A 14,876-nucleotide genomic window follows, 5' to 3' on the forward strand; every position below is an offset into this window, starting at 1 on the left:
GAAGGTCCTCACCTGACTTTCGTCAGGTCGGGAAGCGGGCGGGTCAGCGGCGCCCGAACCACCGGAGGAAGGAGCGCTTCGGGCGCTTCGGGCGCTTCGAGCGCTTCGCGGGAGGAGCCGCGGGAGCGGGCTTCTTCTCGGGGACCGGATGAAGGGCCCGCCACTCGGCGGCGACCTCGTCCACATCGATGAGCGGCTGCACGACGGGCGGGCCGGACAGGGGCCTGCGGTAGCTGTCGCGGATCTTGACGTTCATCTCCTCGACGATCCTGAGCGCCTCGGCCTCGGTGCGCGCGCCCACCGCCTCCGCCCTCGCCTCCTCGGCCTCCTTGCGCAGCGCCAGCGTCCCCGGCAGCGGGAACGACAGGTTCTCCGCGCGCATCTTCTGCTTGATCCACCACATCTCGTCGTACGGCTTGCCCTGGCCGGGGATGGGCTTGCCCGCGCCCGGCAGGTCGTCGAACTCGCCACGCTCGGTGGCTTCGCGGATCTGCCGGTCGATCCACGACTCGAAGCTCACTCCGAGGGGCTTGCGTTCGGTCACGGCCTCACCTCGCAACGACGCGGTCGGCATCCTCCTGCGAGGATAACTTTCCGGCGCAGGCGGCCCTGGTCAGGGGACCCGGAGCAGGTCCACCACCCCCGTGGTGCCCTCGTCGGCGTGGCCGTCCGCGAGCCGCCGCTCCATGAGCGTCGTGAACGGCGCGATCAGCTCCGGGCTGACCTTCTGCTCCTCGGCCGTACGCAGCAGGGTCGCGTTGCCCCGGACCATCATCGCGAGGTTGGACGTGACGTTCTTCGTGTAGTCGCCGCTGTCCAGATGCTCCGCCATCCCGTACGCGTACGGGGCCATCGCCCCCAGCCAGCCCACGACGAGGTCGGCGAAGCCCTTCAGGGGAATCTCCTCCCGGACGAGCGCGAAGGCGTGCGCCACCCCCGCGAACATGCCCGTCATCGCGCTCAGCAGCGCCACGTCGTGGAGGGCGGCGAGCCCGGGGTCCTCGCCGACGTAGGCGGTGTCGGCGGGTACGGCCAGCGTGCCCGCGTGGGCCTCGAACACCTCGCGCGAGCCGCTGTAGAAGACGTACGCCCCGGAGCCCGGCACCCCGATCATGGGCGGGACCGCCATGACGCCGCCGTCGAGGAATCGGGCGCCGCGCTCCTCGGCCCACCGTGCGCGGGCGCGGGCCTCCTCCGGGGTGCCGGTGGTGAGGTCGACCAGGTCCTTGCCGGACAGGTCGGCCCCGGCGAGGGCGTCGTCCACCGAGGCGTGGTCGAGCAGGCAGACGACCACCAGGTCGCTCGCGGCCACGGCCTCGGCGGCGGTCGCGGCGACGCGCGCGCCCTCGCGGGCGAGGGCCTCGGCCCGGCCGGCGGTGCGGTTCCAGACGATCAGCGGATGCCCGGCGGCGAGCCAGGCGCGGGCGAGCGCGCCGCCCATCGCGCCTAGCCCGAGAAGGGACAGCGGAGACTTATCAGCGTTGTGTGTCATGCCGATTAGGCTGGTCACGAGCCCCGAGACGATCAAGTACGCACTTCGAAGTGGGTGCTTACCCCGGGGTGAGCGAGCAGCCAGGAGGGGTGGACCATGCGGACCGCGCGGCGTCCGGGAGCGGCCGAATGCGGGATCGACGCGGCGATGGAGGTGATCGGCGGCAAGTGGAAGAGCTCGATCCTCTGGGCGCTGAACGAACGCCCATGCCGCTTCGGCGAGCTGCGCAGGATGCTTCCGGGCGTGACCGAGAAGGTGCTCGCCTCGCACCTGCGCGAAATGGAGACCGACGGCATCGTGCACCGCGAGGTCTACGACGAGGTGCCGCCGCACGTCGAATACTCGCTGACCCCGCTCGGCGTCACACTGAACGAGGCGCTGGCGCCGCTCGGCGCGTGGGGACGGGAACACCTCCTCGGCGGCCGGGACGATCACTGACCAGTGGAGCGTCCACAAACCTCGGCCGGGTCGGTCACTGCGCCGGAAGGAACCTCCGGTCCTCGCGAAGCCCGCTCCGCTGGGCCTTCGCTCCGGTCCTCGCTCCCTTCCGCTCCGCTCCCTCGCTCCCGGTGAGCGGCCGGGTCTCAGGGGGTGGTCTCGTGGCCGGGCTGGCCGGGTGTGCGCCGCTGCTGCTTCAGTTCGGCCTCGTAGAGGTGGCGGCGCCCTCCGGCCAGTTCGTGGCGGGCCTGGCGTTCCAGCTCTTGGAAGGTCGCGTAGTAGCCGTCGTCGTACTCCTCGACGATCTGGAAGGTCCAGCGGCCCTGGAGGACGTTGCGGCCGATCAGCTCGCGTTCGATCCGGTCGGCCCACTTGTCGTGCCCGGCCTCCCGCAGCAGCCGTACGGCGTTGTCCAGCTCGAAGTCGGCCGTACCGGTGAGCTGGTGGAAGGCGTACAGGTGGCCTCTGACCCGGTGGATCGTCTCCAGCGCCTTGCTGAGCCTGCCCAGCGCGTCGACGGTGACGTCGTCCAGCCCCTCGGGGCGGCGGTGGGCGGGATCGGGCAGGCCGGCGGGTTCCTCGCGTTCGGTCATGTCCCACCGCTTACCCCTCGCGGCGGCACCTCTATCGGTGTGAGCAGGGTGAGGACGCTCGACCGAGGGGTGCTCAACCGGCGGGCGTACCGGAGACGGACGGCTCGCCGGACGACCGGATCGCGGCCAGCGCCCGGTTCAGGTCCCGCGACGACAGCAGGAGCTTGTACATGATGAGGGCCTCGAAGAGGAGCAGCAGGGCGGCCGCGCCGATCGTGACCGGGACGACCGCGCCGAGCAGCGGGCCGACGATGAACACCGCCATCTGGAACTCGATGCCGCTGACCAGATGCGTGCGGATCCGATGCTCGCGTAGCCACTCGCGCAGGCCGGGGTACCAGGAGAAGCGGCTGCGGAACTCCTTCTGCAGGTCCACGGCCTGCGTCAGGCGGACACTGATCTCGTCGGGGTCGTTGTCGAGGTCCCCGTGTAAGAGGTCCTCGTGCAACAGGGACGCCGGCAGCGCGGCCGAACCGGCGGACACCGACTGCTCGTAGGCCTGCCGCAGCGTGCGGCGCATCTGACGGCGGACCTTCGCGATCTGCAGGGCGTCGACGTAGCGCAGCATGTCGAGGAACACCACTCCGATGCCGAGGAACAGGTAGATGTCCTGTCCGGTCGCGTGGTACTGCCCCCACATGAGAGCGACGGTGCAGGCCAGCACCCGGATCCGGTCGAAGACGTAGTCGAGCCAGCCACCGAGGACCGTCCCCGTCCCCTTGAGCCGCGCGATCTTCCCGTCCATGCAGTCGAGGACGAAGCTCACGTGGTAGACGGCGGCCCCGGCGACCAGCCACGGCCAATCGGCCCGCAGGAAGCACCAGGCCGAGCCGAGGCCGAGCACGAAGGCACCCCAGGTGATCTGGTTCGGGGTGATGGACGTGCGGTTGGCGGTCGTCACGACCAACCGGCCCGCCAGGGGATCCACCAGGAAAACGGTCCACCAGGCGTCGCGCGCCTTATATGTCCGAGAGCGTACGTCATGCAGCGTGAACGTCATTTGGGGGCTTTCTGGAATCGTGGAGGGATTTCGTGGGAAACGTCAGAAGTCGTCGTCCAAATCTTCCGTTTCGTCCGCGTCGTCGTCCTGGTCGAGCGCGTGCATGTCATCGCCCAGGTGCAGGTCGTCGTCGATGTCGAGCAGTGTCGCCATTTGCTGAAGGAGCATCTTAAGCATGTGTTTGCCCTTTGACCGGCGTTTCTTTCGCTACCGCTCATCAAAGCATCGCCCGGCGTCACCCGTCGACTTTTTCCACAGGCCCTGCGGGCATGCGGAATTACCCGACAAGCCGAATTTCGGCTTTTTCGGTATATCTACGTTTTGTCTGCGGATCCGGCGCGGGTCAGTCGTGCCGTGTCGGGAGGTTGGGCTCCTCGTCGGTCCAGCCCGTGTCCTCGTACGCGACGAAGGTGCCGACGTTCACCGTCGCGCCGTCGGCCTTCACGCCCGTGCTGCGCGTCTCCGTGGACAGGAACAGCCCGTTGCCGGGGTCGACCACCATCGTGACCTCGGTGGCCTCGTCGCCCGCCCGGTAGGCGAGGCCCTGACCGGTGCGGCCCAGCGCGTCGGTGACCTCTCCCACGGCGGTGATGCCGGGCAGCTCGGCCAGGATTCGGTAGGCCGACGCCCGCACCTCGGCGGAGACGGGCAGCCCCATGAGCATTTCGATGCAGGCTCCCTGCAGCCGGTAGTCCATCTCCTGTCGCGAGTCGGGGACCTGGTACTTCTTCGTCTGCCGGCTGACCCGTGCCTCCAGGTAGTCCCGCAACTCCTCCGTGCCGCTGGGGATGCGACCCAGCTCGGCCCAGGTGATCGGCATCTTGGCCAGGAGCCCCGGTGAGCCGATCCACCCGCCGAGAAGCCGCGACCCCACGGGCTCCTCCGGGGCGGAACGGACCTCCTCTTCCGGGTTGAGGTCGCCGAGGCCCTCGACGTCGCGCGGATAGCGCCATTCGCGGGGTGAACCGGCGTCGCGCCAGGCCGCCTCGTCCTCGGGCGTCGCCGGCTTCACCCCGAGAGGCCGCGTGATCCTCCAGCCCTGCCGGGAGGGGGCACGGGCCAGCCACATCTCCTCGGACAGCCCCCTCTGGAGCAGGTAGCGACGATCGGGCGAGAGAAACCGCTGTATGTAGGTCGTCTTCATGCGCCAGTAGGCGCCGGGCTCGTCGGGCGTCCTGGCCGCGGCGGAGGCGGCGGCGAGAAGGATCCGGCGGGCGTTCGCCGCACCGCCTGCCGTGCCGACGGCCGGCGTTCCCTCCGATGCCCCAGTGGTGGGAATGAGCACCACCCGGCCGCCGGGTGTGACGGCGGTGGTGACGATCAGGACGGTCGCCGCGGCCGCCCCCGCCAGCAGTGCCCCCGCGGCGGCCCGGTGTCCCCAGAAGCGGTGCCCGGGGAAGCGGCGGACGCCCATCTCCCGGGTCTGTCGCCGGTCCCTCCCGGAGCGTGCGGGCTTCGGCTCCGACGGGCTGTTCTCGGGCGGCACGCGACCCGCCCCGGCCCCGTGGACGTCGCCGCCGAGCACGTACGGATCGTCCTGGGCGGCGAGGGCCAGCGCGGCCATCAGCCGGGCATGGCCCGCGTCGAAGGCCGCGGCGGTGGGCGCGGGCTCGATGAGAAGGTCGCGGACCGCGGCCAGTTCGTCGGGTTCGGAGTGCCGGGGGGAGCCGGCCCGGCGGGTCAGGTCATCCATCGGAGCCTCCGATCAGGGGGTTGACGCCTCCCAGAGCCGCGCGGAGCTTCCGGCGCACCCGGCTGAGCCGGGAACCGACGGTGCCCGCGGGGATGCCGAGGGTCTGGGAGATCTCCTCATGGCTCAGTCCGGCGATCGCGACGAGGAGCAGGACGTCGCGGTCGCCGTCGGACAGCCCGGCGATCCCCGCTGCGAGCGGCCCCTGCGCGCTCGCGGCGGTGACCCGCGCCGCCACCCGGTCCTCGTGGCCGGCATCCGCGTCGCCGTCCACCGGCGCCCGCTGGAACGCCTCCAGCCTCCGGCTCTCGCTCCTGCGGTGCTGGGCGACGAGGTTGGTGGCGATGCCGTACAACCAGGGCCGTACGGAGCCGCGGGCGGGGTCGAAGCCGTCGCGCTTGCGGAACGCGACGAGGAAGGTCTCGGCGGCGAGGTCGTCGGCGAGCTGCGTGCCGAGCCGGGCCGCCGCATAACGGTGGATCTCGCCGAAGTAGCGCTCGTACAGCACCGCGAACAGCTCCGGCCGATGCCACGACCGCTCGATGAGCACAGCGTCGTCGAGATCCGCCGGCGCTTGCGGGGGAGCGGGCATTCGCGAGGCGTCCCTTCTGTGGGTCGTCACCTCTACTCCGCCGCAGGGCCCGATCGCTTTCACGCCGGTCTTCGCGAGGAGGCCCGGCCGCTCCCCCGGGACGGCTCAGGCGGCGGCGCGAGCGAGATCCGAGAGCCACCGCTCGTGGTTGGCCCGGAGCATGGGCTCCCGGTAGAAGAGCGGCAGCAGTGGACCGGCGAGCGACTCTTCCACGGTGATCCTCGTACGCCCGCCCTCCAGCGATTCCAGGACGTGCCGGTCCACGGCCCGGTAGCGGCCGAGGAAGGTGCCCGTCCAGGTGAGTTCCCGCTCGGGTTCGACCACGGCGAACCGCGACCGCAGGGGCACGCCGTTCAGGCGCCATCGGAAGGACGCGCCGGGACGTACGTCGCCGAGTTCGAGGATCCGGATGCGCGAGGCCCATGACGGCCACGCCCGCAGGTCGGCCATGACCGCCCAGACCCGGTGCACGGGCACGTCCACGACGAGCCGGGACGAGGAGGTCAGCTGGGCGTCGGGATCCACGCGTCCCCGTGCGGCGTACTCCTCGTGCAGGACGGCCAGGGACGGACCCGAATAGAGCAGCGACATGGACGTCTCCTCGCCAGACTAGTGCTCATCAACGAGAGCAATGCTCTCTATGGCACGCGAGGCATGTCAAGAGCAGTGCTCTCTGAGTTGTGGTCGGGCGCCGGAAAGCAGAAGGCGCTCCCGCCTGGGCCGTACGGACCGGGCGGGAGCGCCGTGAAGACCGGAGGGTCTATCCCTGCAGGGCGTCCTCGCCTGCGGACGGGGAGGCCGAGGGCGTGGGCGACGCCGAGGCCGAGCCGGCGGGCAGCGCGCTGCCGCGCTTCCACTGGTTCCAGCTCAGCTGCCAGTAGCTCCAGCCGTTGCGCCAGTCGAGCTTGCGCTTGGTGCCGGTGACCTCGATGACGTCACCGCGCTGGCTGATGCCGTAGAACCACTTGGCCCCCGCGGGCGTGGCGCGTACGCATCCGTGGCTCTGGTTCGACTTGCCCAGGAACTGGTAGTCGCCCGCGCTCTGGTGGACGTACTCGCCGCTGTCGGAGATCCGGACCGCCCAGGGGATCTCCAGCTTGTAGTAGAGCGGGTCCTTGGGGTCGGTGACGCCGAGCCAGGACGAGGTCATCGTCTCGACCCGCTTCTTGCCCATCGCGAGGTGCACGCCGGTGGTCGTGAGGTAGACGTCGACGCCGTTGCGCGGCAGGCCGCCGCGGCCCGCGCTGATCGGGATGGTCTTGGTGAGCTTCCCGTCGCGGCGCACCTTCATCACGTGCTTCTTGGTGTCGACCACCGAGATGTTGGCGGTGCCGACGGCGAAGCGGCGCGAGACGTCCTTGGCGGCCTCGTTGCCGGGGATCTGGCTCAGCCTGGCGGTGAACAGGACCTTCTGGTGCGGCTTCCAGTAGGTCTTGGTGCGGTAGACGACCTTGCGGTCGGAGACCCAGCGCCAGGCGCCCTCGACGGGCTTTTCCGCCTGGACCTGCAGCGCCGCTTCCGCGGCCGCCCTGTCGCGTACCGCGCGGTCGAAGGTGACGATGATGGGGAAACCGACGCCGACGCGCTCGACCTTCTCGCCCATGGGCGTGATGTCGGCGATGCCGAGCTTCGGCTTTCCTGCCTTGCGTGCCGTCTTGGACGCCGCGCGCGGGGCGAGTGCCGCCGCCTTGGCGCCCGGGGCCTGAGTGGCCGGAGCCTGAGTGGCCGTACCGGCCGCACCAGTGACTGATGCGGCGGGAGTCGTTGTGCCTCCCGCCGAGCAGGCCGTAGCGACGGCGATGGCGGCGACGGTCAGTGTGACGTGGGCCGCCCGCCGGAGGGTATTCACGGTCTACTCCTCATAGGGGGTGTTTCACAGCGAATTGCACTGACTTGGAACGTGCGAAACCGCTGTTTTGTGCGGCCGATTCCGTAACGATCAAGTAACGCTGGTTTGGGGTGGTGCCGTCGGCGGTGCCGTACGATCGGCCGCGTGCTGCTGATGACGCTCGACGCCCACCCCGGCGGTCCGGGGCTGTCCGCCCGCGACGACGAGGAGGCCCTGCGGATCGCCGCCGCGGCCTTCCCCGGTACGGACCCCGTCGTGGCGGTGGACGAGGACGACCCGGGCGCGCCCCTCCGCTTCCTGCGCCGCGACGTCACCGGCGCGTTCGTGGCGATCCAGGCGCGTCCCCCGGTCGCCGAGGCTCTCGGCCTGCTGCCGCACCCCGAGGGCGGGTGGTATCGCGAGACGTGGCGGGCGCCGGTCTCCGTCGAGCCTCCCGGGTACGGCGGCACGCGGGCGACGGCGACGGGCATCTACTTCCTGCTCGAGCCGGGCGAGGAGTCGGTCTGGCACGTCGTGCGGTCCGACGAGGTGTGGTTGTGGCATCGGGGCGGGCCGCTGACGCTCGTGCTCGGCGGCGCCGGCGAGCGGCCCGGCCGGGAGGACGTCGTCGTCCTCGGTCCGGACGTGGAGAACGGGCAGGTCCCGCAGGCGGTGGTGCCGGCGGGCACCTGGCAGGCGGCCCGACCGGCGGGGGCCGAGGGCGTGCTGGTGAGCTGCGTCGTGTCACCCGGCTTCGACTTCGCCGACTTCACCGCGCTCTGAGCCCGACTTCACCGCTCTCGGAAACCGACTCCGAGCAGACCGCGCGGCTCTCCCGCCGCGCTCGGGGCCGCGCTCGGGGCCGAGGCCGAGACCTCAGGCCGTGGCGCCGGGGAGGCCGACCCGGTCGGGCACCTGACGGGGCAGGCCGCGCAGCCATGCCTCCAGATCGGCGGGCCACCAGCGGCCCGCGGACAGCCCGCGCAGCGTCTCCGCGACGGCGCCGGCCGAGGCGGGGCTCGGCACCACCCGGGTCGGCGCGGCCCCGGCGAGCACGCCGAGCCACCAGTGCCGCCATGTGGGCGTCAGGCCGTCGGGGTCGAGGACGACGTAGTAGTCGGGCAGCACCAGCCGGTCGGCGCGCAGCGCGCCGAGCGCGGCCTCGACGGCGACCTCCACGCCGCCCACCGGCGTCGTTCCGTCGAAGAAGCCGGTCCACGCCTCGCCGACCTCGCCCAGCGGATCGGCGTCGTGCAGCACGTACGTCGCGCTCGCCCGCGTGACCACGTCGGTCATCTCGGCGGGGGTCCGCTCTCCCCTGGTGATCGCCCGCACGTTGTGCAGACCGTCGAGCCCCGATATCACCTCGGCGGCCCGCTCCCCGGCCACCACGACCACTGTGCTGCTCAGCCGTCGCATACGGGAAGTCTAAGAAGCCGGGTGATAACCGTACGCGCAGGGGGGTAGAGCGAGCACGGGCAGAGCGAGCAAGTGGTAGCGGGAGGAGAACCGGGGTGCGGGACAGGGACCGCTGGGTGCTGACCGACGGCGAGTGGACGGCGAGCGCGAGCGAGCGGGACCGTACGGTCGCCGACCCGGCGACCGGGGAGCCGGTGGGCGACTTCCCCGCGGGGTGCACCGAGGACGTGGAGCGGGCGGTCGACTCGGCCCGCCGCGCCCAGCCCGGCTGGGCCCGTACGGCTCCCGCCGAGCGGGCCGCGTGCCTGCACCGGATGGCCGACAGGATCGAGGCCCGCGCGGACGAACTGGCCGAGCTGGTGACCAGGGAGATGGGCAAGCCGATCGGCGACAGCCGTGGCGGCGTGGCGGCGGGCGTCGGCACGCTCCGGCAGTACGCCGAGCTGGGGCCGCTGCACCGGGGACGGAGCCTGCAGGGCGGCTGGGACGCCACCGACCTGATGGTGCACGAGCCGCGCGGCGTGGTCGCGGTGATCACGCCGTGGAACGACCCGGTCGCCATCGCCTGCGGGCTCGTCGGCGCGGCCGTGGTGACCGGCAACACGGTCGTGCACAAGCCGTCGGAGCGCACGCCGCACACCGGGGCGCTGCTCGCCGAGCTGATGGCGGCGGAGCTGCCGCCGGGCGTGCTGACCATGGTGCCGGGCGACCGGCACCCGGGCGAGGCCCTGGCCGCGCACCCGGGCGTCGATCTCGTCGCGCACGTCGGCTCGACCGCCGCGGGCCGGGCCATCGCCGCCGTGGCCGCGCGCAGCGGCGCCACGACCCTGCTGGAGAACGGCGGCAAGGACCCGCTGATCGTGGACGCGGGTGTGGACGTGAAGTGGGCCGCGGGGCAGGCGGCGACCGGCTGCTTCGCCAACGCCGGGCAGATCTGCACGTCGGCCGAGCGCGTCTACGTCCACCGCGACCTCGCCGAGGAGTTCCTCGCCGCGCTCGTGCAGCGGGCCGAGGAGCTGCGCATGGGGCCCGGCATGGACGAGGAGACGACGCTCGGGCCGCTCGTCGACCGGGCCCAGCGCGACATCGTGGACCGGCACGTACGCGGCGCGATCGAGGCGGGGGCGCGGCTGCTGACCGGCGGATACGTGCCTGAGGGGCCGGGTGCGTTCTACCCGCCGACCGTCCTGGCCGACTGCACGGAGAACATGGACGTCATGCGCGAGGAGACGTTCGGTCCTGTCGCGGCGGTGCGGGTGGTCGAGTCGTTCGACGAGGCGCTGGAGCTGGCCCGCGAGTCGCGGTACGGCCTGGCGGCCACCGTCCTCACCCCGTCGATGGCCAACGCCCAGCGCGCCTGGCGCGAGCTGCCGGTGGGCACGGTGAAGATCAACGCCGTCTTCGGCGGAGCGCCCGGCGGCGCGGCCCAGCCGTTGCGCGCCAGCGGGCACGGTTTCGGGTACGGCCCCGAGCTTCTCGACGAGATGACGCACACCAAGGTCGTGCACCTGAGCCCGCTCCCCTGAGGAACGCAGCCTTGACCCGACACTGGGCGCGTGGCGCGTGATTGGAGCCGACGCGCTGCCTACCGTCTTCCTCGTACGATCCGTGACCTCGGGGGAGACTCATGATCATCTGCTCGGCCGCCGCCGCCCTCGCCGCGACCCTGATCGCCGGACCGGTCGCGTCCGCGGACCCCGCGCCGCCCGCGGGCCCTTCCACGGGCGCCGCGGCGCCGATCGCGGCCCCGCCCGACACGGCGGTCTACAACCCCTACTACGGCCCTTCCGGCCCCGACAACGGCCCGGCGTACACGCCCGTGGCCATGCCGGTGGCCGCCGGCCCCGCTCCCCTCATGGGGCAGGCCGGTGAGCCGAAGCAGGCCGTCTATCACACGAAGGGCAAGGACGGCGTGCGGCACGACGTGTTCGTCGTCCCGATCTCGGACGACCCCTCCAAGCCGATCACGCTGCCGGACTTCGGGTTCCAGAAGTTCAAGGTGACGGACAAGCCGTACAACCCCAAGGCGAAGCAGCACAGCGGGAAGCAGCACTGGGAAAAGAAGCACCGCCACGGCGGCAAGGCGCACCGCCGCCACCACCGTCACCGCTGACGGGCCCATTGGGAAAGGCCGCTTGCCCCACGGGAGCGGGACTCGCTCGGTACGGTTACCTCATGATCGCCGTACTGGACCGCCGGCTCGCCGGAGAGCGCGGATGACGGCCGCGACGACCGAGACGACCGGGCAGGCGCCGTTCGACCCGGCCCGTCCATTGATGGGCGTGGAGGAGGAGTACGTCGTCGTCGATCCCGCCACCCGGGCGGCGGCGCCGCGCGCGGGCGCGGTGGTCCGACGGGCCGCCGCGACACTGGGCGCGCGGGCGAGCACCGAGATCACCCGGTTCCAGGTGGAGGCCAAGACCGACCCGCACGCCGGGGTGACCGGGCTGGAGGAGGACCTGCGCCGGATGCGGGAGGCGGTGGCGGCGGCCGCCCACGAGGAGGGGCTGGCGGTCGTCGCCTCGGGCACGCCCGTGCGGGGCGACGTCGTCCCGCCGCCGATCACGGAGGACCCCCGCTACGGCGTGGGCATCGAGAACTACCGCGCTCTGCACGACGAGCAGAGCATCTGCGCCGGTCACGTCCACGTCCACCTGCCGGATCGGGAACGCGCCGTGCTGGTGGGCAACCACCTGCGGCCGTGGCTGCCGGTGCTGATCGCCCTCATGGCCAACTCGCCGTTCTGGGCGGGGCGGGACACCGGGTATGCGAGCTGGCGCACGCTGTGCTGGACCAAGTGGCCGGTGGCGGGCCCTCCGCCGTACTTCGCCTCTCTCGCGGAGTACGAGCGGCTGACCGGCGCGCTGGCCGAGGCGGGGGTGCTGGTGGACCCCGGGACGATCTTCTGGGATGTCCGCCCCTCGGCCAGGCTCCCAACGATCGAGGTCAGGGTGACCGACGTGCCCGCCACCGTGGCCGAGGCCGCGCTGCTCGCGATGGTCGTACGCGGACTGGTGGTGACCGCGCTGGAACGAGTGGAGCGCGGCGACCCTGGGCCCGAGCCGTCGGCCGAGCTGCTGCGCGCCGCGTACTGGCAGGCGGCCAGGGACGGCCTCGACGGCCACGGCATCGACCCGCTCACCGGCGTGCGCCGGCCCGCCCGCGACCTGGCCGAGGCGCTGCTGCGGCACGTCGCCCCGGCCCTGGAGGAGACCGGCGACCTCGCCGAGGTGACCGCGCGGCTGAAGACCCTGTACGCCGTGGGCACCGGGGCGGCCCGGCAGTGGGCCGCCCACGCCCGGCGGGGCCGGACCGAGGACGTGGTGGACCACCTCGTCGCACAGCTGCTGGCCTGACCCGAAGACCCTGTTCAGGAACTCCGCTCACGACTCCCTGCTCAGCGACCGGGCAGCAGCGACTCCAGGAACGCGCGCAGCGGCTCCACGTGGCGGACGGGATCGCGCCACTGGGCCAGGAGGTCCTCCAGCAGGTGGCGCTCGGCGACCTGCTCGCGTCCGCTCCACGCCCGTACGACCGGGTGCAGGAAGGCGCTCTCGTGCGCCCGCTCGGGCACCGGATGCCGCTTGATCGCGAACACGTCGGGGTGGGCGTCCCTGGGACCCCAGCGCAGCGTGACGGTGAAGGCGAGCGGAGCGTCCCCGAAGCGCTCGACGGCGTAGTCCTCCGGCAGGTCGGCGTAGTGGGTGACCCGGCCGTCCGCCACGACGTAGACGTCGCACAGGTACTCGAACTGGGTCCACAGCGCCGAGCTGTAGTTGACCCGCTCCAGCATCGCCGAGGTGAGCTGGTCGGCGTCCACCGGTAGCACCCGGTGCTCCAGCTCCACGCCCTCGTACCGCTCGGCCAGTAGGGCCGCGAGCGTGCGCAGGTTGTAGCGGAATCCGTCGATGAACGCCGACGAGGCGCGTTTGAAGTCGCGGGCCTGCATCAGCGTGCCGGCGAAGTAGAGCCCGTCGACGTTCGCCGACTGGAAGTCGGGCCGGATGGCCGGCATCCGTCCGTTCGGCGCGAGGTCGGGCAGACAGGACTCTCCGAAGATCGACCGGTCCATGGTGAACCCGGTGCAGCGCAGGACGGTGTCGTATTCGAGCACCGTGCTCTCGTCCTCGGCCAGCGTGTAGGTGATCGCCGCCTTGATCCGCTCGCCCTCGCGCCACAGCCGGTCGACCCGGCACTCCAGCACGCCGTGCAGGGTCTTGAACCAGTAGCTGTCCAGCAGCGCGCCGTACTGGCCGCGCACGTGGCCGGGGTGCTTGCTCGTCCAGGCGAGCCGTACGGGGCTGGGACTGGCGAGGTGGATCACGGCGGCGTGGCCGAGCATGGCCTGGGCGGTCTCGAACGCCGAGTTGCCCTTGCCGATGATCAGCACCCGCTGGTCCGTGAACTCCTCCCCCTGGACCGGCATGTCCTCGTAACCCCGGGCCAGCTCGATGCCGGGGATGTCCGGCACGTACGGTCTGCCCCACCCGGCCGCCACGATGACGCACTCGGCGTGCAGCACCTCGTCGGCCGTGTGCACGGCGAACAGCCCGTCCGCCTTCTCGATCCGTTCCACGGGCGTGGAGAACCGCACGTGGAGGCCGTGCTCGCGCGGGAAGTCGGTGAGATAGCGCACGAGGTCGTCGGCGTGCGGGAAGTACTCCTGCGAGTAGCGGGGGAACTGCAGGTCGGGGGAGTCGTTGAGCAGGGAGTTCCAGTCCCAGCGCAGCGCGATCTCGGGGTCCTTCTCGCTGATGTGCACCTTGTTGAGCGAGATCAGCCGGCGGTGACGGGGGTAGCGCCGGAAGAAGGCCGCCGGCTCGGCCTCGCGCTCCAGCACGAGGTAGTCGGCGCCCGCGCGGTGCAGGAAATAGGCGAGTTGGAGACCCCCGGGGCCCGCGCCGACGATCAGGTAACGGTGCGCCCGTCCGTCCGTGCGTGTGTCCGCCATCAGTGCCCGGGCTCCGCGGCGCCCTCCGTGTAACCCACTGCGACGATCTTCTCCGCCATCGCCGCGTACGCCGCCGGGTCCTCGGGGGCGAACGTGCCGAGGCCGTCGACGTACCGGTTGAACATGCAGAAGGCGGCGGCGATGAGGACGGTGTCGTGGATCTCCAGGTCGGTGGCGCCTTCTGCGCGGGCGGCGGCGACCTGTTCCTCGGTCACCTCCCTGCCGCCGCGCTGTACGGAGGCCGCGATGCGCAGCAGCGCCCGTATCTTCGGCGTCACCGGCGCCGTGTCGAGGTCGGCGCGCACCCGCTCGACCAGGTCCATCCCCTCGGGCAGCTGCGCGGCGGCGAAGGCTGCGTGGGAGGAGGCGCAGAACCGGCACTGGTTGAGCGACGAGACGTAGGTCGCGATCAGCTCGCGCTCCCCCCTGGTCAGCGTGCTGTCCGCGCGCAGCAGCACCTCCGCCAGCGCGTTCAACGGCCCGGCGGTCTCCGGCCGGTAGCCGAACAGGCCGACGATGCCGGGCTCGTCGGTGGGCAGGGTGATATGGGGCATCCTCACTCCTCGTACTGGCGGGCGGGCGGGAAGTGACAGACAGGGACGGCGGGGATCGGGACCATTCCGGGCCGGTCGAATGACGAATTCCGGCGGTCTCGCGAATAAAACGCCCGCCGGATGCACATGATCCTTACCCTCGTGCTTCCATGTCAACGGGCGATTCGGGTGTGTCGAAGAATCGCCAGGTCCGGGCCGTTTTCCTGGTGGGGTTAGCGCAATCTAACCTTGTGGTTAGTCCGTTCTCGCCGCGATGTTCGCTGACACTGATCGAGGCACGGCGCCGGCGCAATCACCCGAATAAGACGACCCCAATACG

Annotated in this window: 16 protein-coding genes; 5 read left to right on the forward strand and 11 right to left on the reverse strand. The window is 71.6% G+C overall.

Annotated features, from left to right (window positions below):
* Positions 1-43: 43 nt before the first annotated feature.
* Complete coding sequence (locus tag Msi02_RS15305) at positions 44-544, reverse strand: DnaJ family domain-containing protein (protein WP_204048977.1); 501 nt, start codon at positions 542-544, stop codon at positions 44-46.
* A 69-nt stretch (positions 545-613) separates the two neighbouring features.
* On the reverse strand, positions 614-1,492 hold the full coding sequence (locus tag Msi02_RS15310; protein WP_204048978.1) for an NAD(P)-dependent oxidoreductase: 879 nt from the start codon (positions 1,490-1,492) through the stop codon (positions 614-616).
* A gap of 96 nt (positions 1,493-1,588) precedes the next feature.
* Between Msi02_RS15310 and Msi02_RS15315 the strand changes: the two genes are divergently transcribed.
* Positions 1,589-1,930, forward strand: a complete 342-nt coding sequence (locus Msi02_RS15315) for a winged helix-turn-helix transcriptional regulator (RefSeq protein ID WP_204048979.1) — start codon at positions 1,589-1,591, stop codon at positions 1,928-1,930.
* A 146-nt stretch (positions 1,931-2,076) separates the two neighbouring features.
* Here Msi02_RS15315 and Msi02_RS15320 read toward each other — a convergent pair whose 3' ends face one another.
* The 6 genes from Msi02_RS15320 to Msi02_RS15345 form a co-directional block, all read right to left on the reverse strand.
* Positions 2,077-2,523 carry a hypothetical protein gene (locus Msi02_RS15320; protein ID WP_079320207.1) on the reverse strand — a complete coding sequence of 149 codons (447 nt, stop codon included), beginning with the start codon at positions 2,521-2,523 and terminating at the stop codon, positions 2,077-2,079.
* 73 nt (positions 2,524-2,596) lie between these two features.
* Positions 2,597-3,451, reverse strand: coding sequence for a CDP-alcohol phosphatidyltransferase family protein (locus tag Msi02_RS15325; protein WP_308441808.1), 855 nt, complete (start codon positions 3,449-3,451; stop codon positions 2,597-2,599).
* A gap of 415 nt (positions 3,452-3,866) precedes the next feature.
* A complete protein-coding gene (locus Msi02_RS15330) occupies positions 3,867-5,216 on the reverse strand; it encodes a CU044_5270 family protein (RefSeq protein WP_204048981.1) in 1,350 nt (449 codons plus the stop codon).
* On the reverse strand, positions 5,209-5,835 hold the full coding sequence (locus Msi02_RS15335; RefSeq protein ID WP_239108430.1) for an RNA polymerase sigma factor: 627 nt from the start codon (positions 5,833-5,835) through the stop codon (positions 5,209-5,211). Before Msi02_RS15335 ends, Msi02_RS15330 begins: the two co-directional genes overlap by 8 nt.
* Positions 5,836-5,910: 75 nt before the next feature.
* Positions 5,911-6,396, reverse strand: coding sequence for an SRPBCC domain-containing protein (locus tag Msi02_RS15340; protein ID WP_204048982.1), 486 nt, complete (start codon positions 6,394-6,396; stop codon positions 5,911-5,913).
* Positions 6,397-6,565: 169 nt separating this feature from the next.
* Positions 6,566-7,654, reverse strand: a complete 1,089-nt coding sequence (locus Msi02_RS15345) for a L,D-transpeptidase (RefSeq protein WP_204048983.1) — start codon at positions 7,652-7,654, stop codon at positions 6,566-6,568.
* Between the two features lie 153 nt (positions 7,655-7,807).
* Between Msi02_RS15345 and Msi02_RS15350 the strand changes: the two genes are divergently transcribed.
* Positions 7,808-8,416: a cupin domain-containing protein gene (locus tag Msi02_RS15350; protein WP_204049029.1), complete on the forward strand. Its 609-nt coding sequence runs from the start codon at positions 7,808-7,810 to the stop codon at positions 8,414-8,416.
* Positions 8,417-8,509: 93 nt separating this feature from the next.
* Here the strand turns inward: Msi02_RS15350 and Msi02_RS15355 are convergent, their stop codons facing one another.
* Complete coding sequence (locus Msi02_RS15355; RefSeq protein ID WP_204048984.1) at positions 8,510-9,052, reverse strand: hypothetical protein; 543 nt, start codon at positions 9,050-9,052, stop codon at positions 8,510-8,512.
* Between the two features lie 95 nt (positions 9,053-9,147).
* Between Msi02_RS15355 and Msi02_RS15360 the strand changes: the two genes are divergently transcribed.
* From Msi02_RS15360 to Msi02_RS15370, 3 genes are all read left to right on the forward strand, one after another.
* A complete protein-coding gene (locus tag Msi02_RS15360) occupies positions 9,148-10,578 on the forward strand; it encodes an aldehyde dehydrogenase family protein (protein ID WP_218671568.1) in 1,431 nt (476 codons plus the stop codon).
* Between the two features lie 101 nt (positions 10,579-10,679).
* On the forward strand, positions 10,680-11,165 hold the full coding sequence (locus tag Msi02_RS15365; RefSeq protein WP_204048985.1) for a hypothetical protein: 486 nt from the start codon (positions 10,680-10,682) through the stop codon (positions 11,163-11,165).
* A gap of 103 nt (positions 11,166-11,268) precedes the next feature.
* Positions 11,269-12,408 carry a carboxylate-amine ligase gene (locus Msi02_RS15370; RefSeq protein WP_204048986.1) on the forward strand — a complete coding sequence of 380 codons (1,140 nt, stop codon included), beginning with the start codon at positions 11,269-11,271 and terminating at the stop codon, positions 12,406-12,408.
* A 41-nt stretch (positions 12,409-12,449) separates the two neighbouring features.
* Here the strand turns inward: Msi02_RS15370 and Msi02_RS15375 are convergent, their stop codons facing one another.
* Positions 12,450-14,003 carry an NAD(P)-binding domain-containing protein gene (locus Msi02_RS15375; RefSeq protein WP_204048987.1) on the reverse strand — a complete coding sequence of 518 codons (1,554 nt, stop codon included), beginning with the start codon at positions 14,001-14,003 and terminating at the stop codon, positions 12,450-12,452.
* Positions 14,003-14,557 (reverse strand): carboxymuconolactone decarboxylase family protein, encoded by a 555-nt coding sequence (locus Msi02_RS15380; protein ID WP_204048988.1) that lies wholly within the window; start codon positions 14,555-14,557, stop codon positions 14,003-14,005. The genes Msi02_RS15375 and Msi02_RS15380 overlap by 1 nt, the downstream gene beginning before the upstream one ends.
* Positions 14,558-14,876: the final 319 nt, after the last annotated feature.

The sequence above is a fragment of the Microbispora siamensis genome (genome assembly GCF_016863095.1).
Lineage (GTDB): Bacteria > Actinomycetota > Actinomycetes > Streptosporangiales > Streptosporangiaceae > Microbispora > Microbispora siamensis.